General features: G+C 65.2%; 26 protein-coding genes. 12 read left to right on the forward strand and 14 right to left on the reverse strand.

The genetic code is table 11. The annotated features are described in order from the left end of the window. Positions 1 to 66 precede the first annotated feature (66 nt). Positions 67 to 963, reverse strand: a complete 897-nt coding sequence (locus E2L06_RS00625) for a DMT family transporter (RefSeq protein WP_138777633.1) — start codon at positions 961 to 963, stop codon at positions 67 to 69. A 202-nt stretch (positions 964 to 1165) separates the two neighbouring features. Between E2L06_RS00625 and E2L06_RS00630 the strand changes: the two genes are divergently transcribed. The 3 genes from E2L06_RS00630 (at position 1166) to E2L06_RS00640 (ending at position 2921) form a co-directional block, all read left to right on the forward strand. After that, on the forward strand, positions 1166 to 1621 hold the full coding sequence (locus tag E2L06_RS00630) for a universal stress protein (RefSeq protein WP_138777635.1): 456 nt from the start codon (positions 1166 to 1168) through the stop codon (positions 1619 to 1621). Positions 1622 to 1683: 62 nt separating this feature from the next. After that, on the forward strand, positions 1684 to 2328 hold the full coding sequence (gene serB, locus E2L06_RS00635) for a phosphoserine phosphatase SerB (protein ID WP_138777637.1): 645 nt from the start codon (positions 1684 to 1686) through the stop codon (positions 2326 to 2328). 197 nt (positions 2329 to 2525) lie between these two features. Then, complete coding sequence (locus E2L06_RS00640; RefSeq protein ID WP_138777639.1) at positions 2526 to 2921, forward strand: hypothetical protein; 396 nt, start codon at positions 2526 to 2528, stop codon at positions 2919 to 2921. A gap of 179 nt (positions 2922 to 3100) precedes the next feature. Here the strand turns inward: E2L06_RS00640 and metX are convergent, their stop codons facing one another. Then, positions 3101 to 4309 carry a homoserine O-acetyltransferase gene (gene metX, locus E2L06_RS00645; protein WP_138777641.1) on the reverse strand — a complete coding sequence of 403 codons (1209 nt, stop codon included), beginning with the start codon at positions 4307 to 4309 and terminating at the stop codon, positions 3101 to 3103. Continuing rightward, entirely contained in the window at positions 4306 to 5658 is a 1353-nt protein-coding gene (locus tag E2L06_RS00650; RefSeq protein ID WP_138777643.1) for an O-acetylhomoserine aminocarboxypropyltransferase/cysteine synthase family protein, read from the reverse strand. Before E2L06_RS00650 ends, metX begins: the two co-directional genes overlap by 4 nt. 155 nt (positions 5659 to 5813) lie before the next feature. Here E2L06_RS00650 and E2L06_RS00655 point away from each other — a divergent pair, with 155 nt between their 5' ends. From E2L06_RS00655 to E2L06_RS00670, 4 genes are all read left to right on the forward strand, one after another. After that, positions 5814 to 6152, forward strand: coding sequence for a DsrE family protein (locus E2L06_RS00655; RefSeq protein WP_138777645.1), 339 nt, complete (start codon positions 5814 to 5816; stop codon positions 6150 to 6152). 91 nt (positions 6153 to 6243) lie between these two features. Further along, positions 6244 to 7476, forward strand: coding sequence for an MFS transporter (locus tag E2L06_RS00660; RefSeq protein WP_138777647.1), 1233 nt, complete (start codon positions 6244 to 6246; stop codon positions 7474 to 7476). A 116-nt stretch (positions 7477 to 7592) separates the two neighbouring features. Next, positions 7593 to 8012: a PPC domain-containing DNA-binding protein gene (locus tag E2L06_RS00665; RefSeq protein ID WP_138777649.1), complete on the forward strand. Its 420-nt coding sequence runs from the start codon at positions 7593 to 7595 to the stop codon at positions 8010 to 8012. Between the two features lies 1 nt (position 8013). Next, positions 8014 to 11640: a DNA polymerase II large subunit gene (locus E2L06_RS00670; protein ID WP_138777651.1), complete on the forward strand. Its 3627-nt coding sequence runs from the start codon at positions 8014 to 8016 to the stop codon at positions 11638 to 11640. Positions 11641 to 11728: 88 nt separating this feature from the next. On the opposite strand, the gene E2L06_RS00675 is transcribed toward E2L06_RS00670, so the two are convergent. Then, positions 11729 to 12640, reverse strand: coding sequence for an alpha/beta fold hydrolase (locus E2L06_RS00675; protein WP_138777653.1), 912 nt, complete (start codon positions 12638 to 12640; stop codon positions 11729 to 11731). 395 nt (positions 12641 to 13035) lie between these two features. Between E2L06_RS00675 and E2L06_RS00680 the strand changes: the two genes are divergently transcribed. From E2L06_RS00680 to E2L06_RS00690, 3 genes are all read left to right on the forward strand, one after another. Next, complete coding sequence (locus E2L06_RS00680; protein WP_138777655.1) at positions 13036 to 13374, forward strand: hypothetical protein; 339 nt, start codon at positions 13036 to 13038, stop codon at positions 13372 to 13374. A gap of 111 nt (positions 13375 to 13485) precedes the next feature. Further along, complete coding sequence (locus E2L06_RS00685) at positions 13486 to 13779, forward strand: hypothetical protein (protein ID WP_138777657.1); 294 nt, start codon at positions 13486 to 13488, stop codon at positions 13777 to 13779. Positions 13780 to 13907: 128 nt separating this feature from the next. Further along, positions 13908 to 14816, forward strand: a complete 909-nt coding sequence (locus E2L06_RS00690) for a ketopantoate reductase family protein (protein ID WP_138777659.1) — start codon at positions 13908 to 13910, stop codon at positions 14814 to 14816. 149 nt (positions 14817 to 14965) lie between these two features. On the opposite strand, the gene E2L06_RS00695 is transcribed toward E2L06_RS00690, so the two are convergent. Together E2L06_RS00695 and E2L06_RS00700 are read right to left on the reverse strand one after the other, a co-directional pair. Beyond that, the gene (locus E2L06_RS00695) at positions 14966 to 15328 is read right to left on the reverse strand and encodes a NifU family protein (RefSeq protein WP_138777661.1); all 363 of its coding nucleotides are present in this window, start codon (positions 15326 to 15328) and stop codon (positions 14966 to 14968) included. Between the two features lie 83 nt (positions 15329 to 15411). Beyond that, on the reverse strand, positions 15412 to 15729 hold the full coding sequence (locus E2L06_RS00700) for a DUF5783 family protein (protein ID WP_138777663.1): 318 nt from the start codon (positions 15727 to 15729) through the stop codon (positions 15412 to 15414). Positions 15730 to 15951: 222 nt separating this feature from the next. On the opposite strand from E2L06_RS00700, the gene E2L06_RS00705 reads away from it, so the two are divergent. Beyond that, complete coding sequence (locus E2L06_RS00705; protein WP_138777665.1) at positions 15952 to 16341, forward strand: hypothetical protein; 390 nt, start codon at positions 15952 to 15954, stop codon at positions 16339 to 16341. 72 nt (positions 16342 to 16413) lie between these two features. Here the strand turns inward: E2L06_RS00705 and E2L06_RS00710 are convergent, their stop codons facing one another. Both E2L06_RS00710 and E2L06_RS00715 read right to left on the reverse strand, forming a co-directional pair. Continuing rightward, entirely contained in the window at positions 16414 to 17211 is a 798-nt protein-coding gene (locus E2L06_RS00710; RefSeq protein WP_138777668.1) for a hypothetical protein, read from the reverse strand. Beyond that, the gene (locus E2L06_RS00715; RefSeq protein WP_138777670.1) at positions 17208 to 18134 is read right to left on the reverse strand and encodes a hypothetical protein; all 927 of its coding nucleotides are present in this window, start codon (positions 18132 to 18134) and stop codon (positions 17208 to 17210) included. The genes E2L06_RS00710 and E2L06_RS00715 overlap by 4 nt, the downstream gene beginning before the upstream one ends. Before the next feature lie 338 nt (positions 18135 to 18472). Between E2L06_RS00715 and E2L06_RS00720 the strand changes: the two genes are divergently transcribed. Beyond that, on the forward strand, positions 18473 to 19222 hold the full coding sequence (locus E2L06_RS00720; protein WP_138777672.1) for a PHP domain-containing protein: 750 nt from the start codon (positions 18473 to 18475) through the stop codon (positions 19220 to 19222). On the opposite strand, the gene E2L06_RS00725 is transcribed toward E2L06_RS00720, so the two are convergent. The 6 genes from E2L06_RS00725 to hemC all read right to left on the reverse strand — a co-directional run bounded on the left by E2L06_RS00725 (position 19219) and on the right by hemC (position 25731). Continuing rightward, positions 19219 to 20697, reverse strand: coding sequence for a DHH family phosphoesterase (locus E2L06_RS00725; RefSeq protein ID WP_138777674.1), 1479 nt, complete (start codon positions 20695 to 20697; stop codon positions 19219 to 19221). The two genes, E2L06_RS00720 and E2L06_RS00725, sit on opposite strands and share 4 nt — an antisense overlap. Before the next feature lie 65 nt (positions 20698 to 20762). Continuing rightward, positions 20763 to 21857 (reverse strand): CapA family protein, encoded by a 1095-nt coding sequence (locus tag E2L06_RS00730; RefSeq protein ID WP_138777676.1) that lies wholly within the window; start codon positions 21855 to 21857, stop codon positions 20763 to 20765. Between the two features lie 53 nt (positions 21858 to 21910). Then, positions 21911 to 22954, reverse strand: coding sequence for a PQQ-binding-like beta-propeller repeat protein (locus E2L06_RS00735; RefSeq protein ID WP_171052283.1), 1044 nt, complete (start codon positions 22952 to 22954; stop codon positions 21911 to 21913). Between the two features lie 91 nt (positions 22955 to 23045). Then, a complete protein-coding gene (locus tag E2L06_RS00740) occupies positions 23046 to 23789 on the reverse strand; it encodes a uroporphyrinogen-III synthase (RefSeq protein WP_138777680.1) in 744 nt (247 codons plus the stop codon). Further along, on the reverse strand, positions 23786 to 24589 hold the full coding sequence (cobA, locus tag E2L06_RS00745; protein ID WP_138777682.1) for a uroporphyrinogen-III C-methyltransferase: 804 nt from the start codon (positions 24587 to 24589) through the stop codon (positions 23786 to 23788). Before cobA ends, E2L06_RS00740 begins: the two co-directional genes overlap by 4 nt. A 14-nt stretch (positions 24590 to 24603) precedes the next feature. Continuing rightward, positions 24604 to 25731 (reverse strand): hydroxymethylbilane synthase, encoded by a 1128-nt coding sequence (gene hemC, locus E2L06_RS00750; RefSeq protein WP_138777684.1) that lies wholly within the window; start codon positions 25729 to 25731, stop codon positions 24604 to 24606. Between the last annotated feature and the right edge of the window lie 96 nt (positions 25732 to 25827).

Consider the following 25827-nt stretch of genomic DNA (forward strand, 5'->3'; position numbering starts at 1 on the left):
GAGAAAACCGTGCGGAGCACGTAAACCCTTCCGTTGTGCGCGTGGCCGGCAAAACATACCGCTGTTTTAGATCGTAATCAGCGCAGCGCCGATCACGATCAACGCTGCGCCACCGACGACGCCTTTCGTTACTCGCTCGACGTCTCGGAGGAAGACGGCGGCAAACAGCAGGGTAAACAGCGGCGCGGTCGCGACCAGCGGGTCGACGACGGCGATCCGCCCACCCTCGAGACCGAGCGCGGTCATCAACGCGAGCATCGCGACGGTCGTCAGCAGGCCGCTGCCCACGAAGTAGCGATACGACGCCCGCGGTTTCGCGAGCGCGTCACGGCCGCCCCAGGCGAGGATGTACGCCAGCAGGGCGACCAGCCCGGCCGTCTCGTTTATCGCGACCGCCTCGAGAGCCGACACCGGCGTCTCGAGCATGCCGTACCGGCGGCTGACGTTCGCGACCGCAAAGGTGGCCGCGGCGGCGATCGGCCACCACAGGTCGCGGGTGGTCCACCCCGCGAGGTCGCCGCCACGAGCGGTCGCGAGTAGCGCGAGCCCGGCGACGAGGACGACGATCCCGACGCCGGTGACGGGCCCGAGCGGTTCGCCCAGCGCGACCAGCGCGATCAGCGTCGCGAACAGCGGCCGCGCGCTGAGGATCGCGCTGTTGAGACTCGCGCCCACTCTGTCGACGCCGACGAAGATCGTGACCCGCCCGACTGCGGTGCCGACCACGCCCGCGAACGCGAAGACGGCCAGCGTCTCGCCGGTCACCCCCGTCACGGCCGACCGGCCTTCGAGAGCCGCGATGGCGAGCCAGTAACACGTCGAGTCAACGAGCACGACGACCAGCGACGCCTGCACGGCACCGCCGCCCGCGGCCATCCCCCGTTTATCGAAGATCGGCGAGAACCCCCAGAGGACCGCCGGGACTAAGGCGATCGCGACGACCTCGAGCGTCGCCGCGGTCATCGGTCGATCACCGCTGGCTGCTGACGGTCGTCTTGTACGGACACGTCGGACGCGTTCCCGGTAGCGCGGCGAGAACGTTACGATATCGGCCTGCGGACCGGAATGCGCCGCATACCCGATCGAAGCCGTCGATTCTGTTCGGGCTTTTCGTGCCGTGAACTATCTGCTCAAGGTTTTCGGTGTGGCTCGTGTAGTGGTACCTATGTACGAACATATCTTGCTTCCGACCGACGCCGAGGAAGGCACCGAACTCGCCATCGACCACGCCATCGCCGTCGCCGAACATACTGGGGCCGACCTTCACCTGTTGTACGTCGTCGACAGTGATGTCTATAGTTCCTACAGCGGCGACGAGTACGTCCACGAATTCGAAGGGTTAGAGTCCGCTCTCGAGCAGGTCGGCGACGACGCCCTCGAGTCGGCTGCCGAGGCGGCCGACGAAGCGGGGATCGAGACGACGACGGTCGTCAGACACGGCGCGCCCCACGAACAGATCCTCGACTACGCCGACGAGGCGGATGTCGACCTGCTCGTGATGGGCTCGAAAGAACGGTCCGGCGAGTACCGCCAGCTGCTGGGCAGCGTCACCGACCGCGTCGCGCGGTTGGCCACACGGCCGGTGACGATCGTCAAGACGCCAGTCGACGGCGAGGAGTAGTCGGTCACGATCGCGAGCCGAAACCTGAACTGGTTTATCCGGGGACCCACAAGCGGCGAGCAATGACAGTCGTCGCTTTCGACTTCGACGGAACGCTTTCCGACTCCGAAATGACCGTTCTGCTCGGTGACCGCTGTGGTGTCGCCGACGATATGGAAGAGATCACCGAGCGCGCGATGAACGACGAGATCGGCTACGCGGAGAGTCTGCGCTCGCGTGCGTCCCTGCTCGAGGGCCTCTCCAAGGCCGAGGCCGAGGCCGCCTTCGACGAGGTCGTCCTCCGCGAGGGTGCGGCCGACCTCATCGAGGAACTCAACGACGCCGGTGTCACGACCGCGATCCTCACCGGCGGATTCGAACGCGGCGTTGCCGCCGCCCTCGAGCGCGAAGACGTCTCCGTCGACCACATCGTCTCGAACCGCCTGCCGATGAACGGCGACGAACTCACCGGCGACGTCGAGGGACCGCTGATCGAGGGCACCAAAGACGACGCGCTCGAGGACCTCGCCGACGATGTCGGTGTCGACCTCGACGAGACCGTGGCGGTCGGCGACGGCGCGAACGACCTGCCGATGCTCAAGGTTGCCGGCCTCGCGATCGGCTTCGAACCCAAACCGGCGGTCGAACCCCACTGTGACGTCGTCGTCACGTCGATGGACGAGGCCCGCGAGACGCTGGTCGAGGAGACCGTCCTCGCGGAGCCGTGATCGCTCGAGACTAATCCGAATTTAGGCCACGTAATAGCCTGTTGTGGTCCCGTGACGATGGATCGATGTGGTTTCCGTCGTCGCTTCCCGTTCTACTCACCGTTTCTGTCGCTTCGTCAGTGATCGCTGACTATCAGTGCTAACTGCCCATTTCTCGACCGAGAGATTTTTAACTCACAACTGAGTAAGCAGTTATGATGATGTGGCAAGACCTCGTATTCATGCTTGGGAGCAGTCTCTCGATCGTCTTTCTCGCGCCGACGCTGCGTGACTCGAGCGCGCGTGTTCCGCTCGGAACGAGCCTTCCGTCGATGGGCATCGGGTTCGTGTACGCGACGACGTTTTTTACGCTGGGAATGAGCTTTTCGGCCGTTGGTGCGCTTGCGGCCGGGACGATGTGGTCGTTGATCGCACTGTTCCGTTCACCACAGGGTGTCTCGATGAAGTTGCTCGCTCGCGAAAACCTCGCGTTGTTCGTCGCTGATCTGCAGTACTGGATTGACCGTCGCCGCTCCGGTCGGTCGACCACTGAACAGTACGTCCCATTCGATCACAGTTCCTCGCACGCCTATGGGCAGGGCAACGGCCGCTGACTCTCTTTCTTCGATCGTGGCTGATACGGTCTGCTGTAAGTCATTGCCGATGGGACCGCGACCTCCTGCGGTCCCACCGGTAAACAGTGACAGCAGACCGTATGACTCGGCGTTGCTTGACTAACCGTCGGACAACAGCATAGATTCTGGCGCCAGCGCCGCGGGACCTCGAGATCCGATTACCTCGAAAACAGACTCGTGTGAACCGGTGCGAACTCTCCGGTCTCGTCGGGTTGTTCCGGTGCCGTGTCAGTGATCGAGCTGCCGCCGAGGCCGTCCTCGAGCAGATCCGATAGCGGCGGGCCGACGGTCTCGGGTTCGACGAGGAAGGCATCGTGGCCGTGGTCAGACTCGATCACGTGGTGGGCGACGTCGACGTCGGCCTCGCGTGCCGACTCGGAGAGTGACTCGGCCTGTTCGACGGTGAAGTGCCAGTCGCCGGTAAACGACAGCACGAGAAGTTCGCCCTCGAAGGCCGCCAGCGCGTCGGCATCGGACTCGTAGCCCGCCGAGAGATCGAAGTCGTCCATCGCGCGCGTCATGTAGAGGTAGCTGTTGGCGTCGAACCGATCGGTGAATTTGTCGGCCTGATAGTCCAGATAGGACTCGACCTCCCGGTAGGGGAAGAAGGCGGCCGCGGGGTCCGGCGGCTCCTCACGAACCGTCTCCCGACCTGCCGATCGGCGGCCGAACTTTCGACCCATCGAGGCCTTCGAGAGGTACATGATGTGCCCGATTTGGCGGGCGCGCGCCAGTCCCTCTTCGGGCTCGGGGCCGCCGTAGTAGTGACCGCCGTTCCAGTTGGGATCGCTAGTGATCGCCCGCCGGGCGACGGTATCGAGCGCGAGACACTGTGGGTCGAGTTTGGCGGCGGTGGCGACCGCGCCGGCCCGTTCGACATCGTCGGGATACCGCCGCAGCCAGTCGAGAACGTTCATGCCGCCGACGCTACCGCCGACGACGGCGTGGAGCCGGCCGATCCCGAGTTCGTCCAGCAGTTGTCGCTGGGCGCGGGTCCAGTCACCGATCGTGACTGGCGGGAAGTCGGTGCCGTAGGGCTCGCCCGTCTCCGGATTTTCGCTTGCGGGGCCGGTCGTTCCGTAACACGACCCGGGCGTGTTCGCACAGATCACGTAGTACTCGCTGGTGTCGATGGCTTTCCCGGGCCCGACGACGTCGCCCCACCAGGCGCGGGCCTGACCTGCGGTCTCGTCGCCGGCGTCCGGCCGGCGGGCGACGTGGGCGCTGCCGGTCAGCGCGTGACAGATCAACACCGCGTTGTCGCCGGTAAAGTCGCCGTAGGTCTCGTAGGCGACCTCGAGACTGGGGATCGACTCCCCGCACTCGAACTGGAACTCGCCGAGATCGATCGTGTCCTTCGTCGTCATCGCGTCTCACCGTCCGATCGACAGGCTCGTGTCGCAGCTTCGATCGCCTGCTCGAGGTCGGCGAGAATATCTTCGGGGTCCTCGATGCCGACCGACAGCCGGATCAGGTCTTCGGTGACGCCGGCCTCTGCTCGCTCCTCGGGCGAGAGCTGGCCGTGCGTCGTGCTCGCGGGATGGATCACCAGCGTCTTCGCGTCGCCGATATTCGCGAGGAAGGAGGCTAACTCGACCTCCTCGCAGAAGGTCTTGCCCGCCTCGAACCCCTCTTCGAGCCCAAAGGCAACCATCCCGCCGAAGTCCTCGAGATACCGCGAGGCGTTGTCGTGGGTCGGATGGGACTCGAGACCGGGGTGGGTGACCCAGGCGACGTCCTCGTGGTCGTCGAGATACTCCGCGACGATGGCGGCGTTCTCGCAGTGTTTGTCGACGCGCAGCGGCATCGATTCCAGTCCCTGTAAGGTCTGCCAGGCGTCGAACGGTGACTGCTGGTTGCCGAGGCTGCGCAGCGAGCGGAATCGGGCAGTGGCAGCGAAGGGTGCCTCCGAGAAGTCTCGCGAGAAGTCGGTGTCGTGGTAGGCGTGGTTCTGGCCGGCGATTTCGTCGTAACCGTGCTCGCCCCATGGGAACGAGCCACCGTCGACGAGGACACCGCCGACGGTCGTTCCCGAGCCGTGGAGCCACTTCGTCGTCGATTCCCAGACGACGTCTGCTCCGTACTCTAAGGGTCGACACAGCGCTGGCGTCGCGAAGGTGTTGTCGACGACCAGTGGCACGCCGTTGTCGTGGGCGATCTCGGCGACGCGCTCGAAGTCCGGCGTCACGAGCGAGGGATTGCCGATCGTCTCGACGTGGACGAAGGCGGTGTCCTCGTCGATGGCCTCCTCGTAGGCGTCGTACTCGAGGGTGGGAACGAATTTCGGCTCGATGTTCCGCCGTGTGGCCGTCTTCGAGAAGTAGGTTGACGTCCCGCCGTACGTGTCGGTCGAACAAACTACGTTGTCGCCCGCCTCGGCGAGGATCAGCACGGCAGAATCGAGTGCGGCCATGCCGCTGCCCGTCGCGACCGCGCCCGCGCCGCCCTCGAGTGCAGCGAGGCGATCCTCGAGAACGGTGACCGTCGGATTGGCGATCCGAGAGTAGATGTAGCCGTCGTCCTCGAGGGCGTAGCGGTCGGCGGCGGTGTCGGCGTCCTCGAAGACGTAGGAGGTGGTCTGATAGATCGGTGGTGCTCTCGCGCCGGTCGCCGGGTCGGGAGATTGGCCGGCGTGGACGCTGCGCGTGCCGAGCCCGCGCCCGCCACGCTCGGCGTCGGAGTCGGCCTCGTGCCCGTCGCTCGCGTCGTCGCTCATGTTTAGTATGCATACTGCTCCATCCACATATGCGTCGCAGTAACGGCAAAAACAGCAGGCTAGAGAACAGCACACATCTGCCGACTGCCGTCGTTCCGTGAGCCGTTTCGTCTGCAGGCTCAACCCCTATTGCGAGACGGACCGGTCGTCGACGTGTGCAGACCGTTTTCCACCTCATCGCTGACGATCCACAGCAGCAACAGACAGCGCTCACTATCGCCGAGAACCTCTCGGAAGACGACTCGGTCGAAACCGACGACATCGCGATCGTCGCACAGGCCGACGGGATCGAGCCGCTGACGGCCGGCGGAGACGGCAGCGACATGGTCGAATCGCTGCTCGAGACAGGGATCGCCGTCAAAGCCTGCAGTAACACCCTCGACCTGAAGGATCTCGCAGAGTCGGATCTCGTCGATGGCGTCGAAACCGTCCCCTCCGGCGGTGGGGAACTCACACGCCTGCAGAGCGAGGGTTACGCCTACATTCGGCCGTAACGTCGGTCACACTGCGGCGGCCGACGGTCGACGCGACGACAGTCTGATCCAGAACGGACGCTTCATAGGATCGTAGCACCAACGGCTGCCCGTGCACTCGAGTGACCGCGATCGGGTCGTCCTCGCTGTCCTCGTCTTCGCGGTGTTGTTCTCGCAGCTATTGCTCTATCCGGGCGTGTCGACGCTCGTCGCGACGCTCGGGGCCGACGAGACGACCTCGGCTTTTGCCGCGAGCGCGCTCGACGCGAGCATGTGGTTTCTGATCGCCGAGTTCGCCGCCTACGTCGCGTTCGTCGGCGTCTGGGGGATCGTAAGCGATACGACTGGTCGGCGGACGCCGTTTATCGTCGCCGGTGCAATCGCCGGCGCGGTCGGCTACGCTGCCCTCGCCGCCGTCCCCACGCTGGGCTCGATCCCCTTCGCGGGCGTGCTCGCCCTTCGCGTCTTCCAGGGGGCGATGACCGTCGGGGCGTTCTCGCTGACGATGACCATGCTGATGGATCTGGAAGGCGGTCACGGCCGGAACATGGGCGCGGCCGGGATCGCCATCGGTTCCGGGGCTGCACTTGGCGCGCCGATCGGCGGCCAACTGACCGAGCTCGATCCGCGCGCGCCGCTGGTCGTCGCCGCCGGCTTGCTCGTCTGCGTGAGCCTCGCCGTCTCGAGCGTCGATGACCGGACGCCCGACACGCGCCGGACCGCTCGCGCGCTCGTCGACGGGATTCGCCGGCAGCCGACGCTTTCCGTCCCATTCGCCTTCGGGTTCGTCGACCGGCTCACGGCCGGCTTCTTCGCGCTCGTGGGGACGCTGTACTTCCAACAGCAGTTCGGCCTCGACGCCGGACTGACCGGGCTCATGTTGGCGTGCTTTTTCGCACCCTTCGCTCTCCTGCAGTATCCCATGGGTGCGCTCTCGGATCGGATCGGGCGGACGATTCCGATCGTCGTCGGCTCGCTGTGTTACGGCGTCGGCATCATCGCCGTCGGCGCTGCGCCGTCGGTCCCGACCGCCGCGATCGCGATGATCGCCGTCGGCGTCCTCGGCGCGTTAGTCGCCCCCGCGACGATGGCGCTGGTCTCCGATCTGGCCGACGAGAGCGAGCGCGGCCTCGCCATGGCCGGGTTCAATCTCGCCGGCAGCCTCGGCTTCCTCGGCGGCTTCCTCCTCGGTGGCACTGTCGCCGGCCGCTACGGCTACGACGTCGCCTTTCTCGTCGTCGGTGGCCTCGAGATCACTATCGCCGTCGTTACGGTCCCGATCTTCCTGCGGCTCTCGCTCGGGGCGACCGATCGGATCCGCTCGAGGGATCGCGGAGACGCCTGACACTGTTGATCTTACCCCGCCACTCGCTGTGAGCGCGTCCTGTCCATATATCAGTCCACACGAGTTCCATGCGTTGCGACCGGTGGGCTTTTTCTGCCGGCCAACACAGTAGCTGTATGAACTATCGCGCCGTCGAGACGACCGACGAGTACGTCGCCCGCCTCGAGACGGGTGCCGACTGGCGGGCCGAGATCGAGTCCCTCGCCGACGCGGTCGACGCCGATGCCGCCTGGTTTACCGCACTCGGCGCGGTCCAGGACGCTGAACTGTGGTTCTATGATCAGGACGAGTGTGCGTACGAACCGATCGAATTCGACGAGCCCCTCGAGGTCGCGAGCTGTGTCGGCAACGTCTCGCTCTTAGATGGCGACCGGTTTGCCCATACCCACGTCGTCCTCTCGGGGCCCGATGGCAACGCGGTCGCCGGCCATCTGAACGAAGCGACGGTCTGGGCCGGCGAGGTCCACCTGCGCGTCTTCGAGGAGCCACTCGAGCGCGACCACGACGAGACGACCGACCTCGACCTCTGGCTCTGACATGCGGGCGGAAGACGAACGCTACTTCGAACGGCTCGAGTCCCAGTTAGACGACGCGTTCGACGTGGCCGAGCGGGCCAAGCAACGGGGCGGCGATCCGGAACCCGAAGTCGAGATCCCGACCGCACGCGACATGGCCGATCGCGTCGAGAACATTCTGGGTATCGACGGCGTCGCCGAACGGGTCCGCGAACTCGAAGGTCAGATGAGCAGGGAGGAAGCAGCCCTCGAGCTCGCGGAGGACTTCGCCGAGGGCCGCGTCGGTGACTACGAGTCGAAAGCCGGCAAGGTCGAGGGGGCGGTCCGCACGGCAGTTGCCCTGCTGACCGAGGGGGTCGTCGCCGCACCGATCGAGGGGATCGACAAGGTCGAAATCATCCAGAACGACGACGGCACCGAGTTCGTCAACGTCTACTACGCCGGTCCGATCCGCTCGGCGGGCGGGACTGCACAGGCGCTGTCGGTACTCGTCGCCGACTACACCCGCGCGCTCGTGGGAATCGAGGGGTACAAGGCTCGTGACGAGGAGATCGAGCGCTACGCCGAGGAGATCTCGCTGTACGACAAGGAGACCGGCCTCCAGTACACGCCCAAGGACAAGGAGACGAAGTTCATCGCCGAGCACATGCCGATCATGCTCGACGGGGAGGCCACCGGCGACGAGGAGGTCTCGGGCTTTCGCGATCTCGAGCGGGTCGACACCAACAGCGCCCGCGGTGGGATGTGTCTGGTGCTCGCCGAGGGGATCGCGCTCAAAGCACCGAAGATCCAGCGCTACACCCGGAACCTGGATGAGGTCGACTGGCCGTGGCTCCAGGATCTCATCGACGGCACCTACTACGACGATGCGGCGGACGAGGAGAGCGACGCGGACGCGGATGACGAGGGAGACGGTGACGGGGAAGACGAAGCCGCTGGTGGCGACGCCGAGGACGACGACCAAGACGCCGCTGACGGTCCCGAGGGACCGCCGCGCGTCGAGGAGTCGACGAAGTTCCTCCGGGACCTGATCGCCGGCCGGCCGGTCTTCTCTCATCCCTGCGCCGAGGGGGGCTTCCGGCTGCGCTACGGCCGCGCGCGCAACCACGGCTTTGCGACCGCTGGCGTCCACCCTGCGGCGATGCATCTCGTCGACGACTTCCTCGCAACGGGGACCCAGATCAAGACCGAACGCCCCGGCAAGGCCGCCGGCGTCGTCCCCGTCGACTCCATCGAGGGGCCGACCGTCAAACTGGCCAACGGCGACGTCCGGCGGATCGACGACCCTGCGGACGCCCTCGAGATCAGAAACGGCGTCGAGAAGATCCTCGATCTCGGCGAGTATCTCGTCAACTACGGCGAGTTCGTCGAGAACAACCACCCGCTCGCGCCCGCCGCCTACACCTACGAGTGGTGGGTCCAGGATCTCGAGGCTGCCGGCGCGGACGTCCAGGCCTTCGAGGACGACCCCCGGATCGACCTCGAGTTCCCCGACCCCGAGGAGGCCCTCGAGTGGGCCACGGCGTACGACGCGCCCCTCCATCCCGAGTACACCTATCTCTGGCACGACCTGTCGGTCGATGCCTTCTGTACGCTCGCCGAGGCGGTTGCCGCAGGACAAGTCGAAGACGACACGCTCGTCCTCGACTATACTGAGCCCGTCCGCGACGCGCTCGAGACGATCGTCATCGAACACCGCCAGCGCGAGAGTGAAGGCTACATTGAGGTCGACGACTGGCGGCCGTTCGTCCGGACGGTCGGCTGTGAACCTCGTCAGACCGTCGCCGACGGTGCGGCTCTCGAACCTGATGGCCAAGAGGAAGACCCGAGTATCGAACTCGAGCGCACCTGGTCGGCCGACGACCTCTCCGAACGCGCGCGGACGTGGGGGCACGAGGCCGACGGCGACAACGCCATCGAGGCGGTCAACGAGATCGCGCCGTTCCAGGTCCGTGAGCGTGCGCCGACCCGGATCGGCAACCGGATGGGCCGTCCCGAGAAGTCGGAGAGCAGGGATCTGAGCCCTGCCGTTCATACGCTCTTTCCCATCGGCGAGGCCGGCGGCACGCAGCGCAACGTCGCCGACGCCGCCACCCACGCCGAGACGATGTCCGATACCCCCGGCGTCGTCGAACTGCAGATCGGTCGGCAGCGCTGTGAGACCTGTGGCACCGAGACGTTCAAGAACCGCTGTCCCGACTGCAACGAGCGGACGACGCCGGACTACCGCTGTCCCGACTGCGACCAGCGTCTCGAGCCCGACGACGCCGGTCGCGTCGAGTGCGATCGCTGCGAGCGCGAGGGAACCTGCGTCGAAACCCGCGAAATCGACGTTCACGATGAGTTCCGGAGCGCCCTCGAGTCCGTCGGCGAACGCGAGAACGCCTTCGAGATCCTGAAAGGCGTCAAGGGACTCTCCTCGCAGAACAAGGTTCCCGAACCCATCGAGAAAGGGATCCTCCGTGCGAAACACGACGTGTCGGCGTTCAAAGATGGCACTGTCCGCTACGACATGACCGACCTCCCGGTCACGTCGGTTCGGGCGAGCGAACTCGATGTCGATGTCGGCCAGCTACAGGCCCTTGGCTACGAGGAGGACATCCACGGCGAACCGCTCACTCACGAGGACCAGCTGGTCGAACTCAAAGTACAGGACATCGTCCTCTCCAACGGTGCAGCCGAGCACATGCTCCAGACGGCCGACTTCATCGACGACCTCTTGGCACAGTACTACGGCCTCGAGCCGTTTTACGAGTTCGAGGACCGCCAGGATCTCGTGGGCGAACTCGTCTTCGGGATGGCACCGCATACGTCGGCGGCAACTGTCGGACGTGTGATCGGGTTTACGAGTGCGGCGGTCGGATACGCGCACCCGTACTTTCACGCCGCAAAACGAAGGAACTGCGACGGTGACGAAGATTGCGTGATGCTGCTTCTCGACGGATTGCTCAACTTCAGTAAGTCTTTTCTGCCCGACCAGCGCGGGGGGAAGATGGACGCCCCGCTGGTCATGTCCTCGCGGATCGACCCCTCCGAGATCGACGACGAGGCCCACAACATGGACGTCGTCTCCCAGTACCCTCGTGAGTTCTACCTCGCGACCCGCGAGCAGGCCGACCCCGAGGACGTCGACGTCGAGATCGCCGAGGATACGCTGGGGACCGATACCGAGTACACCGGTTTCGAACACACCCACGACACCACCGACATCGCGATGGGGCCCGACCTCTCGGCGTACAAGACGCTGGGCTCGATGATGGACAAGATGGACGCCCAGCTCGAGCTCTCGCGGAAACTCGTTGCGGTCGACGAAACCGACGTCGCCGAGCGGGTCATCGAGTACCACTTTCTGCCGGACTTGATCGGGAACCTCCGGGCCTTCTCACGTCAGGAGACCCGGTGTCTCGACTGCGGCGAGAAGTTCCGCCGGATGCCCCTGACCGGCGACTGTCGCGAGTGTGGTGGCCGCGTCAACCTCACCGTCCACAAAGGCTCGGTCAACAAGTACATGCAGACCGCGATTCAGGTCGCCGAGGAGTACGACTGTCGTGACTACACGAAACAGCGGTTAGAGGTCTTGGAGCGGTCGCTCGAGAGCATCTTCGAGAACGACAAGAACAAACAGTCCGGGATCGAGGACTTCATGTAACCTACCTGTTTCCGCTTGTTCCCGTCGATAATAGCTGCTCAAAAACACTCATCTTCCCCCGCCAGCCGCGCACTGCGCGGCGGTCAGGTCAATCGCTGTTGACGCGCCTCACGCCGGGCATTTTCGCCTTCGTATACTGCGGTTGTGGCGCGTACTCTGGGTCCGGCAGCCACTCGCGAAGCCGCTCGTTGAACCGGTCGGGTCGCTCTCGAGGCGCCCAGTGGCCACAGTCGTCGATCAGTTCCAGGTCGGCATTTGGGAGTCGGTTCGCTGCCCGGATCGACCACTCGACGGGGACGAGCGGGTCCTGTTTGCCGTGGACGAGCAACGTCGGCACCGACAGCGACTCGAGGTCGTCGACGAAGTCCGTCGCGACGCGGCCGCTGAATGAGAGTTCGTTGGCCTGAAACTTCCGAAATGCCTGTATCGAGCCCGGTTCCCGCAGTTTCCGCCTGACGTCGGTGACGAAGGGGTCGGGCACCGCGGCGGCGTCCGCGACGAGACTGTCGAGGACCAAGCGAACGTTCGCCGGGGAGGTACTTGCGGCGGCTTTTCCGAACTCGGTCATGCCGGGAACCTGTGACAGGAGCTTCCACGGGAGGGCGTTGGGCAATCGACGGCCGAGTCCGTAGCTGTTGACGAGTGCCAGTTGCTCGACGCGGTCCGGATTGGCGAGTGTATATCCGAGTGCGACGCCGCCGCCCATCGAGATGCCGGCGAGCGAGACTCGTTCGTCGGGCAGCGTCTCGAGGAACCCCTCGAGGATGTCGACGTAGGTCTCGACGGTGTGTGTAACTGGCCCCGTGCTGTTCCCGTACTCCGGCCAGTCGATCCCGTAGACACGGTAGTCCTCCGCGAGGGCGTCGATCGCGTGTCGCCACGAGACGGTCGCGTCGTCGATCCCCGCGCCGTGACAGAGGACAACCGGTGGGCCGCTGGTTCCTGCCCGCCGGTAGGCGATCCGACAGTCGCCGATCGTCGCAACACCGGTCCCACTCATGATCGAGTCACGCCAGTGCACGGGCGTTCTGCCGTCTGCGCAATCCCAGTGCGATCGGGGGCCGCTGCCCTCAGCACCGATCGCAGGCCCAGCGCCGCCGATCGGGTGGCCCCACTCGTCTCCGATTCTGGACCACCACTCGGCCGCTCCCGTAGCCAGTGTGACTCGAGTGGACGTGTTCCGATCGGAACGACACTGTTAGACATACTCTGCCTGTGTCTCCCTGGCATAGGTCGTGTCTCTATCCAGCGTATATATTGTTTCCCATTACCATGTGCAGTATTATCATGCACTATCGTACTCCTTGCGTTCCGAGACCTCGCTGTCTCGTCCGCGAGCGGCCACCCGAACAATGCGCGCTGTGATTTTATCGCTGTCGCCGCTGTGGTCAGCCCATGGTCAACACTGGTGAGACACCGGCATCGGAAGGCGAGGAAGAGGCTGTCGAGGCGGTACGGAAACTCAATTTCGGGCAGTCAGTCTACGATGCGGACGGCAACGAACTCGGTCGCATCCGCGGCTTCGAGAAGAGCGGCTTTTTCGTCACGACTCGCGAGGGTGCCGAGGCGATGAGCGTCGAACACGCTCGGTCGGGCCACGAGTTCGGCGAGGCAGAGCTGATGTGGCGCTGCATGGAATGTGGCGAGATGGGCGACATCGACGGCGGACTTCCCGACGAGTGCCCGAACTGCGGGACCGGGCGCGAAGAACTGATGTACTGGACCGAAGACTGAGCGGTCTCGAGGAAGCGTCGGTTCGGCCGGACTCGGCCGCGGTGCAGCAATTCTGTATAGCGTACAGGGATTTATCGTGGCGGCAGGTGTAGATCGATAGTGGTGACGCACATGGCTATCGAAGACACACGACTCGCGTTCGGAACGGCAGTCTATACTCAGGACGGCACGGAAATCGGCCGGATTCGCGGTGTCGACGAGGACGGGATCTACGTCACGCTCCGTGACGGGATCGAGGGACTGAGCGTCGAACACGTCCGATCGGGCCACGAGTTCGGCGAAGCGGAGCTCATGTGGCGCTGCTGGGAGTGTGGCGAGCTCGGACGCCTCGAGAGCGATCTGCCCGACGCGTGTCCGTCCTGCGGTGCCAGGCGGGAGGAGCTGTACTACTGGACCGAAGACTGAGACGGCCTGCTGTCACTGGGTCCTGGCGCACCCGTGATCTTGCCGTTCGGTGCGCCGGCAGTGACAGCAGGCCGTCGGATCGCGGCCGGACGACAACCGTTTTTGCCCCGCTCGCGTCACCTCGAGCCATGGAGATCGTCGTCTTCGGGGCTGGCAGCCTCGGGAGTCTCGTCGGCGGGCTACTTGCACGCGACCACGATGTCACGCTCGTCGCTCGCGAGACTCACGCTCGTGCCGTCCGTGAGTCGGGACTGTGCCTCGAGGGTGACGTCGGTGACGGTCCATCCCGTGTGTTCCCAACAGCGACGACCGATGGGACGGGGCTCGAGGCCGACCTCGCCGTTGTCACGGTCAAATCCTTCGACACCGCCGCGGCCGCCGATTCACTCGCGACAGGGTCGATCGAGGCCGTGCTCTCGTTGCAAAACGGGATGGGGAACGAAACGACGCTTGCGACACGGCTCGAGGCCCCGGTCCTCGCCGGCACGGCGACTTACGGCGCGATCGTACAGGAGCCAGGCGTCGTCGAATGCACGGGTCGTGGCGAGATCGTACTCGGGCCACGAAACGGTGGCTCCTCGGCACGTGCGGATCGGGTCGGCGAGGCCTTCGCCGCGGTCGGCCTCGAGACGACCGTCGTCGACGACATGCCCCGCCGGCTGTGGGAGAAACTCGCCGTCAACGCCGGAATTAACCCCGTGACGGCCCTGACCGCCACCGAAAACGGGATGATCCTCGAGGAGCCAGCGGCCGACCTTGCACGGGCAGCGACGCGGGAGACGGCACGGATCGCACGTGCCTGTGACGTGTCGCTGTCGAACCGCGAGGCGCTGGCCGCGATGGAAACCGTCGCCGAGGCGACGGCTGCGAACACGTCCTCGATGGCCCAGGATATCATCGCGGAACGGCGCACCGAAATCGACGCCATCAACGGCTACATCGTCGCGCGAGCGGCCGAGAACGGGCTCGAGGCGCCGACGAACCGGACGCTCACGGCGCTGATCCGGACGTGGGAACAGGGTCGTGACCTTCGGTGAGCGATAGTCGTCACTGCACGTCACCACACACTCGATCGCGCGACAACCCTGCGATCGGTGCGTGACTCGTTTCAGTTGGTACTATCTCGACGCGATCGTTATCGGCGCAAAATACCGAACCCGACGGATCGAACTCGCTATGACGGGGATTAGAACGGTGCTTCCGGCCCCTCGTCGGCTTCACCGTCGTCGTCGACGGTCTCGCCGGGGAAGGAGGGACTCATGCCGCCGCCCATGTCGTCGCCGCCGTCCATGCCGGTGGTGGCGTTGACCTTCTCGATTTCGGGGATCTCTTTGACCATGCGGCTCTTGATCGCCTGGATCGTCATCGGCGAAATGCCACAGCCGCTACAGGCACCGCCGAGGGCGATGCTGACGACGCCGTTCTCACGGTCGAGGTCCTGAATCGCTGCGCTACCGCCGTGCATCTGGATCTGCGGGAAGTTCCGTCGCAGGAAGTTCGTTACGCGCTCCTCGAGGTCGTCCCCGTCGTTCTGGGTCTCGGTGCTCATGAACCCCACTTGGGTATCAGCCCCCCTAAACCTTCCGTCCTCCCTATTTGGCTGCTGGCGTCACCGACTGCATTAGGCCTGTGTTAGGCGAATCCGAACACGTGCTGGAGTTCGGTTTCGATCTCTTCGACGTGAACCTCGAGCACCTGCTCGAAGCGCTCCTCGTCGACAAGCACGCCCGAGAGGCGGCCGTAGGGATCATCGGGAAGTTCGACACGGAACTCGCCGTTGCCCTCGTAGAAGGGCTCGCTCTCGTTCAACACCTGCTGGTCGATCGCATGGACGAGTTCGGAGTCGTACTTGTCGTTCATCCGGTTGAACGCGTTTTTGTACGCCTGCTGGAGCTCGGGGAAGTAGTTCGCGTACTTGTCTTCGAACTGCTCGGGGTCGAAGTCGGCCATATCCGAACTGAGGATGAGCGGCGACAAAAGTCGGACGATCGGTTCGTTCGATACCGATTCGCGCTTTATTGGGCTGTATCCGCCGGATAACACGGCGCGAGCGGGGCCGGGAGACTGCCGCCAGGTTCCGGTACCAGTCCGCTGAAACTGTACGGGGTGCCTATACAGGAGCCCGCGTATGCAAGCGGAACGGACACTCCGACCCTTGGCGACACCGGAAACATGGTTACTACACAGGACCCTATTCCCCCAGAGGCACTCCCACCGGGATGGGGGCCGGCGGAGTTCGGTGACGACCGGTTCGTCTACCGGCACAACAACCCGCCGATAGAACTGGTCGCGGACAGTACGTCTGCCGAGCAGTCCCATCCGGGGCTCGGGCTCTGCCGGTGCTGGGCGCTTCGGTACCGGATCTTCCTTACTGATTCGGCGATCACTCGGTTGATCGCCCACGTCTCGACGCGTCGGGCCGCCCTTGACGGCTTGCTCGAGTGTATGCATAGAATCCACGAGGCCGCCGAAGCAGCCGACGGTCCAGTCGCGGTCGAAGCGATACTCGACAGCGTCAATCTCTCCGAACTCGTTCCGAACGGGGCGTTTCAGGCGCCGTAGTCGCCGCCTCGCCGGCGATGGGCTAATTCTGATCGCAAGCCATTCGACGTAGCTCTCCAGCTCCGGACGCTACTAGACGCGCCGCGTCAGATGTGCTCGCACCGTCCGTTGACAGCTGCCACAGATGCCGTACAGTCGTGTCGCAGTCGACAGAAGCGGATAGCGAGTCGAGCCGCTCGCGTAGATCGACGCGACGACCGATCGGTACCGTGTTCCGCTCGGGCCGTCTCGAGCCAACGATCCGGTAAACTGTGCTTGCCGCCGGTTGAGACGCGTCTCGAGGCGGTCCCGATACGCCTCGAGTCGCTCGTGTTTGGCCTGCAAGTCGTCGAAGCCACACTGCAGGAACGACTCGTCGGCTGTCGCCTGCAGCCAGCCAACGATCTCGTCGACCTCCGCGATCGCCGTCTCGAACGTCGACCGTTCTTCCCGTAAGATCTCGCGTCGAACGGTGAGTTCCCGACGGCTGGTCGATACTGCCTCGAGAACCGCGGCTTTGAGTGGCGGCGTCCAGCCAGTGTCGGTCGCCAGCGCGGCAGCGATGTCGTCGGTCAATGCGGTCGCCATCGCCTCGAACCGCGATTCGTCCTCGCAACCGCTGCCGCTGTGGCGTCTGATTGTTTCGTCGAACGCCGTTCTGACGGAAGCACAGTGATCGTCAGACGCCGACGGGGCCGCTCCACGCACCTGAATGGCCTGCGTCGCCGTGGGCGTCGCCGCCTGTCGGGCCTGGAGCGCGGTCGGTTGTGCTGCCGGAATCGCTCGAACGCGCTGTGTGAACGTCTCGAGCGCCGCATCGCGATCCGCGATCGTCTCCCACTCCTCGGCGATACACTCGAGCGCTCGGTGGGCCGCTGTCGCCCCTGTCATCGGTCCTCCGCATGGGTGCGGGTGCAGACGAGGCCGCCGCTCGCCCGCTCGCCGGAAGTAACCACGAACTGCCAGTCGCCATCACCGAGTGCGGTGACCTCGCGCACGCCCAGCGATGCCGTCGGCTGTGCCGTCCGACGAAGGATGTCGATCCCGATCGGCAACGTCGGAAATCGCCGCTCGCGGCCGTCGATCGCGTATCTCCGCAGGGTGACCGTCCAACTGTCTTCGTCGGTCGTCTCGACCGACTCACGTGTGACGCCGTATGTGCCGATCAGTGAGAGCGAATCCAGATACGCGAGGCTCGTCGCGACCGGATCGTCGGCCGGATCGACCGGCGAGAGGTTCGCTGCTGCCGCCCACAGCAATCGGGTTCGCTCGGCCGCCGCGAGGTGGCGCTCGAGTTCGGTTGCGATCGTCTCGAGCAACACCAGACAGAGTGCATTCCGGTCGGTCGTCGCCTCGGCAGCAGCCAGATACGTGTCCATGATCGCACGCTCGACGCGCTCGTGGTCGCGACTCGAGAGCGCCTCGAAGACGGCGCCGGAGACGTCGTGGCAGAACCCGATCAGCGGGCTGTCAGTCGCCACAGCGTGCATCCGCTCGGCCGACTGCCGTCTCCGTCTTTCCCGGTCTGCCGTTGTGTTCCTGGACCCGTCATCGACGTGACCCTCAGTGTCCGCTCGTGTCTGCCGGACGATCGGATCGTAAAACGGGAGCTGTGGATCGTACCGTCTGAGGGCAGCGCGGTACTGTTCGGTCGCGCGTGCGGCATCCGCTGCCTCCGTGCGGCTCGCGAACCGCTGGCCGGCGACCGGGACCGGCTGTTCGCCGAAGCGAGCGCAGACCACGTCGTACTCCCCGTCGTCGCTGGCCAGCCGTTCGATAGACCGGCGAATCTCTCGGAGCGTCGTTCCGACCATGATTTCCTCCAGTAGGTTCGTATGACTTTAGGCTCGCCTAAACCATCATAAGTCTCCCGGACTTTAGGCAGGCCTAATAATGGATGGGTGCCACGTTGGCCTCCGAGAGCGACTGCAGTATCGTGTTGTGACGGATCGTTCGAGACTATTGTGGTTGCTGCCGGCTGTTTCGAGCCGTGTTCGCTGTCGGCTCGCTACGAGCCTGCTGGCAAGGTTAAACTAGATAATGATATATTGAATGCGCCTGCCGACCGGACGGTGGCAGCAGCACAGTGTTTATACTGGATAACAAGTTATTGGTGGTATCGACGTCCGCCGAATATTGACAGTTAGCCCCTATGACCACGCAAATCCCGTTTGCGATCGACTTTCACGTCCACTCCGAGGACTCCTACGACGGCCACGAGCCGGTCGAACTCATCCTCGAGCACGCCGCCGACATCGGTCTCGACGGGGTGGTTATCACCGACCACGACGAGATCGACGAGTCGTTGCGTGCTGCTTCTCTCGCGCCGGAGTACGGCCTGATCGGGATTCCCGGCGTCGAGGTCTCGACCAAACACGGTCACCTGCTGGCGATCGGCGTCGGGGACCGACCGGAGCCCGGCCAGGCGTTCATGGACACCGTCCAGACCGTTCGCGAGCGCGGCGGGGTGGCGATCGTCCCCCATCCGTTCCAGCGGAGCCGCCACGGCGTTCGGAAACGCTATATTGCCGACGCCGACGCGATCGAGACCTACAACTCGATGGTCTTTACCGGGTACCGGAATCGGCGGGCCCGCCTCTTTGCATCCCGCCGGGATTATCCTCAGATCGGAGCCAGCGACGCCCATTATCTCCCTAACGTGGGTAAATCCTACACCGAAGTCCTCGTCACGCCCGATACGGCAGCCCCGACGAAAGCCGATATTGACGGCGACGATCTCATCGCGGCGATTCTCGAGGGCCGAACACAGATCCACGGCAAGCGAACGCCGATTCACAAAAGCGCCGTCCAGTATGGGAAAGGGGCCGTGCGCAAGACGGCGTACACGTTCACCTCGCGTGCACCGTTGCTACCGACGGTACCGGCCTCGATGGACCGCTAACGCAGTTGCTCGCCGGCGAGTTCGTCAGCGTGGTCGACGAACGCCCGCTTTTGCCCACTGGGGATCGTCGCCCCCGCAGCGACGTCGTGACCGCCGCCGTCGCCGCCGACCGCTCTCGAGGCCTCGCCCATCACGACCGAGAGATCGAGTCCTTGCCGGACGAGCGAGTGGGTGCCGCGCGCAGAGACTTTCAGTTCGTCGTCGTTCTTTGCTGCAAAGGCGATAATTGGCTTCGAGCGACTGATTCCCTGGTTGCCCATCGCCATGCCGGCGACGATCCCGACGATGGTCTCGCGGATCTCGTCGCCCGCGTCGAACCACTGGATGTGGGCTTCCTCGGTCGTCCCCTCGCGGGTAACGAGATCGATCCCGTTCGAGAGGTTCCGTCGGTGTTCACGCAGGAGTTGGCGTGCGCGCTCGAGTGCGCCGTCGCGGTTCCCCAGACAGACCCCCAGCCCTACGTCGGCGCGCTCGTAGCGGGCGGTCGCGTTGAGCAGCGTCGAGAACTCGCTTGCGTCCCGGAGTTCGGTGCCGACGGGTTCCTCGCTCAGGACGTAGGCCGTCCCAACGAGTTCGTCGATCTTCGCCGCGGGGACGCCGCTCGAGACGGCCTTCCGGACGAGCGCGCTGGCGACGGTCTGTTTCTCCTCACCTGAGAGATCGGCCCACCGGCGCCACTCGCCGTCACGTTTCAACTCGAGATCGAGCCCGTCGAGAAAGCGCAACGCGCCGTTGGTGTCGTTCGAGATCCCCGGAATGTGGACGTCGGTAGCGTACTCGAGGAGCTTGGGGAGCGGCCGGGTCTGTTTGCCATAGAGGGCGAGGTCCTTGCCCGTCTCGAGGACGCCGGCCTCGACGCCGTCGGTGACGATGTTTGCGTTCGCGCCGTGGAGTTCGCCGCCGGCGGCCTGCATGTCGCCGACCGCACCGACGACGGCGAGGGCGGCGAGGTCGCGGTTATCGGCGCGAGCCGTCGTTCCTGCTGGGCCGGCGACGGTTCCGCCATCAGTTGCGGCGGCTGGTGAACTGTCGGATACGTCCGCGAGCGCCCGCGCGAGGACGTAACTCGCGCCGGCACCCGACAGTTCTGAGGCCCCGTTGATGCCGAATAACAGCGGGTTGAGGTGGTACTCGGTGTCCCGGTCGGCGGGCTGGTGGTGGTCCGCGATGATCGGCGTGAAATCGCCGGTGTCCTCGTACTCGCCGATCACGTCGAGCTGGCCGCTCCCGAAGTCGGTAAAGAGGACGGTGTCGTAGTCGGTCGCCGCGATGGCGGCGATCGCCTCCGCGTCGAGTTGCTTCTCGAAGACCGTCTCGAAGGGAATTCCCGCCCGCTCGAGCGCCTGTGCGGCGATCGCAGCGCTCGTGAGTCCGTCGGCGTCGATATGCGAGGCGAGCAACACGCGATCGGCCTCGCATAGCCGCTCGGCACATTCGCGCGCGCGATCCTCGAGTTCGGGAACCGGCCCTGCCATCGGGGAAACGTGGGGCGGCTTCGTTCATAAACCCGCGGATCATGCGTATCCGCTACGGACGTGGCTCACGACAGTGACAGCACCAGATCGTCGCCGTCCCGTTCGTAGGTCGTCCCGAATGGTGTCGATCGTTCGCGCATCGTGTCCCGAAGCCACGTCGCCGCGGCGTCATCGGCCGAAACGACCGACATGTTGCCGATCTCGATCGGGACGAGCCGGAGTTCCTCGATGCTGCCGTCCTCGAGTCCGGCTTCGAAAAGGAGGCTGCGATCGTTTCGTAGATCGTCTTTGACCACGTAATCGTCGACGATGTCACCGGTATCGTGGAGGATGAGGCCGTCGCCGTAGCGTTCGACGCCCTGGAAGACGTGGGCGCTGTGGCCGTGGACGAGATCGACGCCCTGATCGACGAGCCAGTGGGCGAACGCGACGAGGTCGTCGTCGGGGTACTCGACCCAGTTCGGCCCCCAGTGGACGGACGCGACGAGCAAGTCCGGCTCTGCTGCCTTCGCGCGAGCGAGTGCATCGCCGACGATCCGACGGGTCGCCGGCTCGTCCGGATCCGAGTCGACGTAGGCCGTCCCCGGCCGGTCGTCGGTCGCGCCGTACGCGGCGTAATGGTCCGCAAAGGAGACGACGGCGACCTCGAGCCCACCGATCGACACCGTCGCGGGCGCGGCGGCTGCCGTCGGGTTCTCGCCCGCACCCGCGAACCCGATGTTACTGTCCGCGAGCGCGTCGACCGTATCGCGAAGCGCCGTTGGTCCGTAATCCAGCATGTGATTATTCGCCACCGACGCAAACTGCACGTTTCCGGCCTCGAGCGCCGGCACGGCCCAGTCGGGATCGGCACGGAAGTAGTAGGTTCGGTCGGGGTATCGTTCGCCCCTCGTCGAGAGACAACACTCGAGGTTACAGCAGACGCCGTCCAGCGACTGCAGTCGGGGCCGGAGATCACCCCAGACGGCCGCCGGTTCGATGCCGGGTCGGCCGTAGCGGTCGTCGACGTTGCGCCCGAGCATCGCATCGCCGACGAAGCCGATCGTCGTCTCGTGGCGTGTGTGTGCTGTGAACTGAACCCGATCGGTTGAGGGCGCGCTACAGCCACCGATCAGTGTCGCACCCATCGCTGTCAGAACCCGCCGGCGATGTCTGCTCATCGGCTCTCCGTTTCGTTCCCGTCCGCAAATAGTTCGTTCGATCGGTCGTTGTCTTACGTCACGTCGAGGGCATAGACGTGGCCATCGTTGCTCGCAACGTACGCGACGTAGGCGACGCCGGTCGGTGCGGCGTTGACGGGGTTGCCCGTTTCGAACCGCCAGTGGGCCTCGCCCGTCTCGGGATCGAGCGCGTGGACGATGCCGGCGTCGCCGACGTAGAGCACGCCGTCGACCAGGTTCGGAGAGCCGTTTACCCGGCCGCGGAGCGTTGTTCGCCACTGCTGCTCGCCGGTTTCGACGTCGAGGGCGTGTACTCGCATCCGCCCGTTGCCGAAATAGACCGTCCCGTTGCGAACCGTCGGCGAGGATGCGATGCCACTGTCCGTCTCGTATCGCCACTGTTCGTCGCCGGTTCGCCGGTCGACCGCGTAACATCGCCCGTCGGTCGAGCCGAACACGACGCGGTCGTCGTGAACTGCTGCCCGACTCAGGATCCGCTCGTCGGTTCCGAACCGCCACTGTACCGTTCCATTGCTGAGATCGACCGCACACAGATCGCCACCAGTACTTCCGACGTATCCCCGATTTCCGAGCGTCGCCAGTTTCGATTTTACTTTTCCGCCGAGATGGCTCGTCCACTCGATTTCGCCGGTAGCGCTCGAGAGGGCGTACAGTCGGCCGTCGTTGCTCCCGATGTAGACGCGGTCGGCCGCGGTCATCGGCGGCGCGTAGATCTCGCCGCCCGTCTCGACCGTCCACCGCTCGCCGCCCTCGAGTCCGATCGCGTACACGTGGTGGTCGACGCCGCCGATCAACAAGGTGTCGCCCGCGATCGCCGGTGCGGACCAGACTTTGTCCCCGGTCTCGAATCGCCACTGTTCCGTGCCGCGGTCGGTGTCGAGCGCGTAGATGTTTCGATCGAAGCTGCCAACGTGAACCCGGCCGTTCGCGACGGCGGGGGTCGTGGGTATTCGTCCGTCGGCTTCGAACGACCACAGCTCTCGCTCTGGCTCCAGTCGGTCGATCTCGTCGCCGTCACTGTCGGCGTCGAGACAGCCGGCAGTGCCGATCATCCCGGCGGTGAGGGCGCCGAGCATTGACCGCCGATCTACCATGGATTGTTATCTCTCCCTAAGATGTAAATATAACTACCTCTGTAGGAAAATACTAGACAACCGACCCAATCGGCTACTCGGTCTGATCCGGAATCTCCGCCATCGTCTCGTGGGCCAGCGCCTCGAACGTCGCTTCCTCGGGCACGACGTCGACACTAATCTCTTTCTCCGCCGCTGTTTCCGCCGTTGGCTCACCGATGACGCCGACGACGGCGTCCTCGAGCCCCGCGATGGCCGCCTCACGAAGTCCCCGCTCGGCGGCGGCCTCGAGGAAGTGCGCGACGGTCAGCGACGAGGTAAAGCAGGCGGCGTCGAGCCCGCCCTCGGCGGCCAGTTCGGCCGACTCGCCGCTGTCTGCGGGGCGGACGAGCCGGTAGAGGATCGTCTCGTGGACGTACGCGCCCGCGTCCTCGAGTCCCTCGAGCAACACCGGGCTCCCGTGATCGCTGCGGGCGACCTCGATGCGTGCGCCGTCGACCTCGTCACTGAGCGATGCGACGAGGCCGCTGGAGGTGTATTCGTCTGGAACGTGGTCGACTACGTACCCTTCCGCGCGCAGCGCGTCGGCCGTCGCCGGGCCGATCGCACAGACGGTCTCGCCGTGTGGTTCCCAGCCCGCTTCGGCGACGAGTTCCGCGCCGGTTTTGCTCGTAAAGACGACGTAGTCGGCGTCGGTTCGTGGCGTCGCGTCGGTGGCCTCGACGGCCAACATCGGGTCGGGGATCGGCTCTGCGCCGTGGTCCTCGAGGAACGCGACGGCCCGCTCGATCCGTTCGTCGTCGGGCCGGAAGACGGCCACGGTGGGTGTCTCGCTCATTGCTCACCCTCGCTTTCGGCCGCGCCGTAGTCGGTCTGCAGGAAGTCGACGGTCGACTCGCGCGTGCCTGCAACATCGCCGATCACCGTCACCGCGGGCGGCGAGATCCCTTCCTCGTCGCGCACGTCGACGATGGTCTCGAGCGTGCCAGTCGCGACCTGCTGGCCGGGCCAGGTCCCGCGTTCGATGAGCGCGACCGACGTTTCCGGGTTCATTCCGGCCTCGCGCAGTGCGTTGGTGTAATCTGGCAGACGACCGACGCCCATCAGGACGACGATGGTACCGCCGGTAGCGGCCAGGGCTTCCCAGTCGACGGCCGACTCGTCTTTCGTGGGGTCTTCGTGGCCTGTAACGAACGAAACCGACGAGGCGTGATCCCGATGCGTGACGGGGATGCCGGCGACGGCGGGCGCGGCGATCGCCGAGGTGACCGCGGGGACGATCTCGAAAGGAATCTCGTGGGCTGCGAGGTACTCGGCTTCCTCACCGCCGCGGCCGAAGACGAAGGAATCGCCACCCTTGAGCCGGACGACGGACTTGCCCTCGCGGGCGAGTTCGACCAGTCGCTCGTTGATCTCCGACTGGGGCGTGCGTTCGCCGCCGGCGCGCTTGCCGACGTCCTCGCGGCGCGCTTCGGGGAGCTGGTCAATGATCTCCGGGCCGGGAAGCTTGTCGTGGAGGACGACATCGGCGGCCTCGAGCAGCCGTTTCGCCTTCACGGTCAGTAACTCGGGGTCGCCGGGGCCGCTGCCGACGAGGTAGACGGTGCCGGGTTCGGCGTCGATGGCGGAGTCTGACATTCGGTATGTCCTCGCTATTTCCCCGCGGGCGTATCTTCTTCGGAGACGTCGCCGCCATCCTCGCGGGCCGCGTCGATCAGGTCCGCGGCACCGCGATCCGCGAGATCGCGTGCGAACTCGCGGGCGGCCTCGGCGTGGTTCTCGATCGGCAGATCCCGGCTGCCGGTCACCGACTCCTCGCCGTCGCTGTCGAAGACGCTGACGGTCGCGTGGACGTACTCGCCCTGGACGACCGCGTAGATGCCGACCGGCGCGATACAGCCACCGCCGAGTTCGGCCAGGATCGTCCGCTCGGCGGTCGTCTCGACGCGACTCCGCGGATGGTCGATGAGCGTCTGGATATCGCGGGCGGTCTCGCCGTCCCGGGCGGTCACTGCGAGCGCTCCCTGTCCCGGTGCCGGGACGAACGTCGATCGCGGCAGTTCCTGATAGTCGACGTAGTGCTCGAGTCCGCTGCGCTCGAGGCCGGCGTGGGCGAGGACGATCGCGTCGTACTCGGTCTCGACCTCCCGTCCCAGCGCCTGGCGCTCGAGTTCCGAGAGGTCGTCGAACCACTCGTCGACGGTGCGGTCGTATTCGGCCTCGAAGTCCTCGTTGCCGGTGTTACCCTTGCGCTCTTTGTCCGCCTCCGAGCGCTGCTGGTGTTCTTCCTGCAGCGCGGGTGCGAGCAACTTCTCGAGGCGCGTGTCGACGTTCCCCCGCAGGGGTTCGACCTCGAGGTCCGGTCGCTCCGAGAGGAGTTGTGCGCGCCGGCGGAGACTCGAGGTGCCGACGGTCGCGCCGTCGGGCAGTTCCTCGAGGGTCGTGCCGTCGGGCGTGACGAGCACGTCGCCGGGTCGCCCGCGCTCGGGCACCGCAGCGGTCACCAGTTCGTCGGGCTGTTCAGTCGGCATGTCCTTCATCGAGTGGATCGCTCCGTCGAGGTCGCCCTCGAGGACGCGCTCGTCCAGCTCGCGGACGAACGCACCGGTCTTCCCGAGTTGGTGGATCAACTCGTCTTCGATCTGGTCCCCCGTCGTCTCGACGGTGACGAGTTCCACCTCGTACCGGCGGTCTTCTAAGGCCTCTTTTACCAGCGAGGCCTGTCGCCGGGCGAGCGTGGATCCCCGCGTCGCCAGTCGTAGCGTCCCGCGCGTTCTCATAGGCATCAGTGGGTGCCTCGGGTATGAAAAGCGCACGCTTGTCCGACGAGGGCTGCCATCGATCCGTGCGGAGTCTCACACGTCGGACAGTACCCA

Origin of the sequence: Haloterrigena sp. H1 (genome assembly GCF_005938085.1) — an archaeon.
In the GTDB taxonomy this organism is placed as follows: domain Archaea; phylum Halobacteriota; class Halobacteria; order Halobacteriales; family Natrialbaceae; genus Natrinema.

What these genes read in the sequence shown, in the direction of transcription:
- E2L06_RS00625 (WP_138777633.1), bottom strand. Translation starts at nt 963, where the DNA reads ATGACCGCGGCGACGCTCGAGGTCGTCGCGATCGCCTTAGTCCCGGCG.
- E2L06_RS00630 (WP_138777635.1), top strand. Translation starts at nt 1,166, where the DNA reads ATGTACGAACATATCTTGCTTCCGACCGACGCCGAGGAAGGCACCGAA.
- serB (WP_138777637.1), top strand. Translation starts at nt 1,684, where the DNA reads ATGACAGTCGTCGCTTTCGACTTCGACGGAACGCTTTCCGACTCCGAA.
- E2L06_RS00640 (WP_138777639.1), top strand. Translation starts at nt 2,526, where the DNA reads ATGATGTGGCAAGACCTCGTATTCATGCTTGGGAGCAGTCTCTCGATC.
- metX (WP_138777641.1), bottom strand. Translation starts at nt 4,309, where the DNA reads ATGACGACGAAGGACACGATCGATCTCGGCGAGTTCCAGTTCGAGTGC.
- E2L06_RS00650 (WP_138777643.1), bottom strand. Translation starts at nt 5,658, where the DNA reads ATGAGCGACGACGCGAGCGACGGGCACGAGGCCGACTCCGACGCCGAG.
- E2L06_RS00665 (WP_138777649.1), top strand. Translation starts at nt 7,593, where the DNA reads ATGAACTATCGCGCCGTCGAGACGACCGACGAGTACGTCGCCCGCCTC.
- E2L06_RS00670 (WP_138777651.1), top strand. Translation starts at nt 8,014, where the DNA reads ATGCGGGCGGAAGACGAACGCTACTTCGAACGGCTCGAGTCCCAGTTA.
- E2L06_RS00675 (WP_138777653.1), bottom strand. Translation starts at nt 12,640, where the DNA reads ATGAGTGGGACCGGTGTTGCGACGATCGGCGACTGTCGGATCGCCTAC.
- E2L06_RS00680 (WP_138777655.1), top strand. Translation starts at nt 13,036, where the DNA reads ATGGTCAACACTGGTGAGACACCGGCATCGGAAGGCGAGGAAGAGGCT.
- E2L06_RS00685 (WP_138777657.1), top strand. Translation starts at nt 13,486, where the DNA reads ATGGCTATCGAAGACACACGACTCGCGTTCGGAACGGCAGTCTATACT.
- E2L06_RS00690 (WP_138777659.1), top strand. Translation starts at nt 13,908, where the DNA reads ATGGAGATCGTCGTCTTCGGGGCTGGCAGCCTCGGGAGTCTCGTCGGC.
- E2L06_RS00695 (WP_138777661.1), bottom strand. Translation starts at nt 15,328, where the DNA reads ATGAGCACCGAGACCCAGAACGACGGGGACGACCTCGAGGAGCGCGTA.
- E2L06_RS00700 (WP_138777663.1), bottom strand. Translation starts at nt 15,729, where the DNA reads ATGGCCGACTTCGACCCCGAGCAGTTCGAAGACAAGTACGCGAACTAC.
- E2L06_RS00705 (WP_138777665.1), top strand. Translation starts at nt 15,952, where the DNA reads ATGGTTACTACACAGGACCCTATTCCCCCAGAGGCACTCCCACCGGGA.
- E2L06_RS00710 (WP_138777668.1), bottom strand. Translation starts at nt 17,211, where the DNA reads ATGACAGGGGCGACAGCGGCCCACCGAGCGCTCGAGTGTATCGCCGAG.
- E2L06_RS00715 (WP_138777670.1), bottom strand. Translation starts at nt 18,134, where the DNA reads ATGGTCGGAACGACGCTCCGAGAGATTCGCCGGTCTATCGAACGGCTG.
- E2L06_RS00720 (WP_138777672.1), top strand. Translation starts at nt 18,473, where the DNA reads ATGACCACGCAAATCCCGTTTGCGATCGACTTTCACGTCCACTCCGAG.
- E2L06_RS00725 (WP_138777674.1), bottom strand. Translation starts at nt 20,697, where the DNA reads ATGGCAGGGCCGGTTCCCGAACTCGAGGATCGCGCGCGCGAATGTGCC.
- E2L06_RS00730 (WP_138777676.1), bottom strand. Translation starts at nt 21,857, where the DNA reads ATGAGCAGACATCGCCGGCGGGTTCTGACAGCGATGGGTGCGACACTG.
- E2L06_RS00735 (WP_171052283.1), bottom strand. Translation starts at nt 22,954, where the DNA reads ATGCTCGGCGCCCTCACCGCCGGGATGATCGGCACTGCCGGCTGTCTC.
- E2L06_RS00740 (WP_138777680.1), bottom strand. Translation starts at nt 23,789, where the DNA reads ATGAGCGAGACACCCACCGTGGCCGTCTTCCGGCCCGACGACGAACGG.
- cobA (WP_138777682.1), bottom strand. Translation starts at nt 24,589, where the DNA reads ATGTCAGACTCCGCCATCGACGCCGAACCCGGCACCGTCTACCTCGTC.
- hemC (WP_138777684.1), bottom strand. Translation starts at nt 25,731, where the DNA reads ATGAGAACGCGCGGGACGCTACGACTGGCGACGCGGGGATCCACGCTC.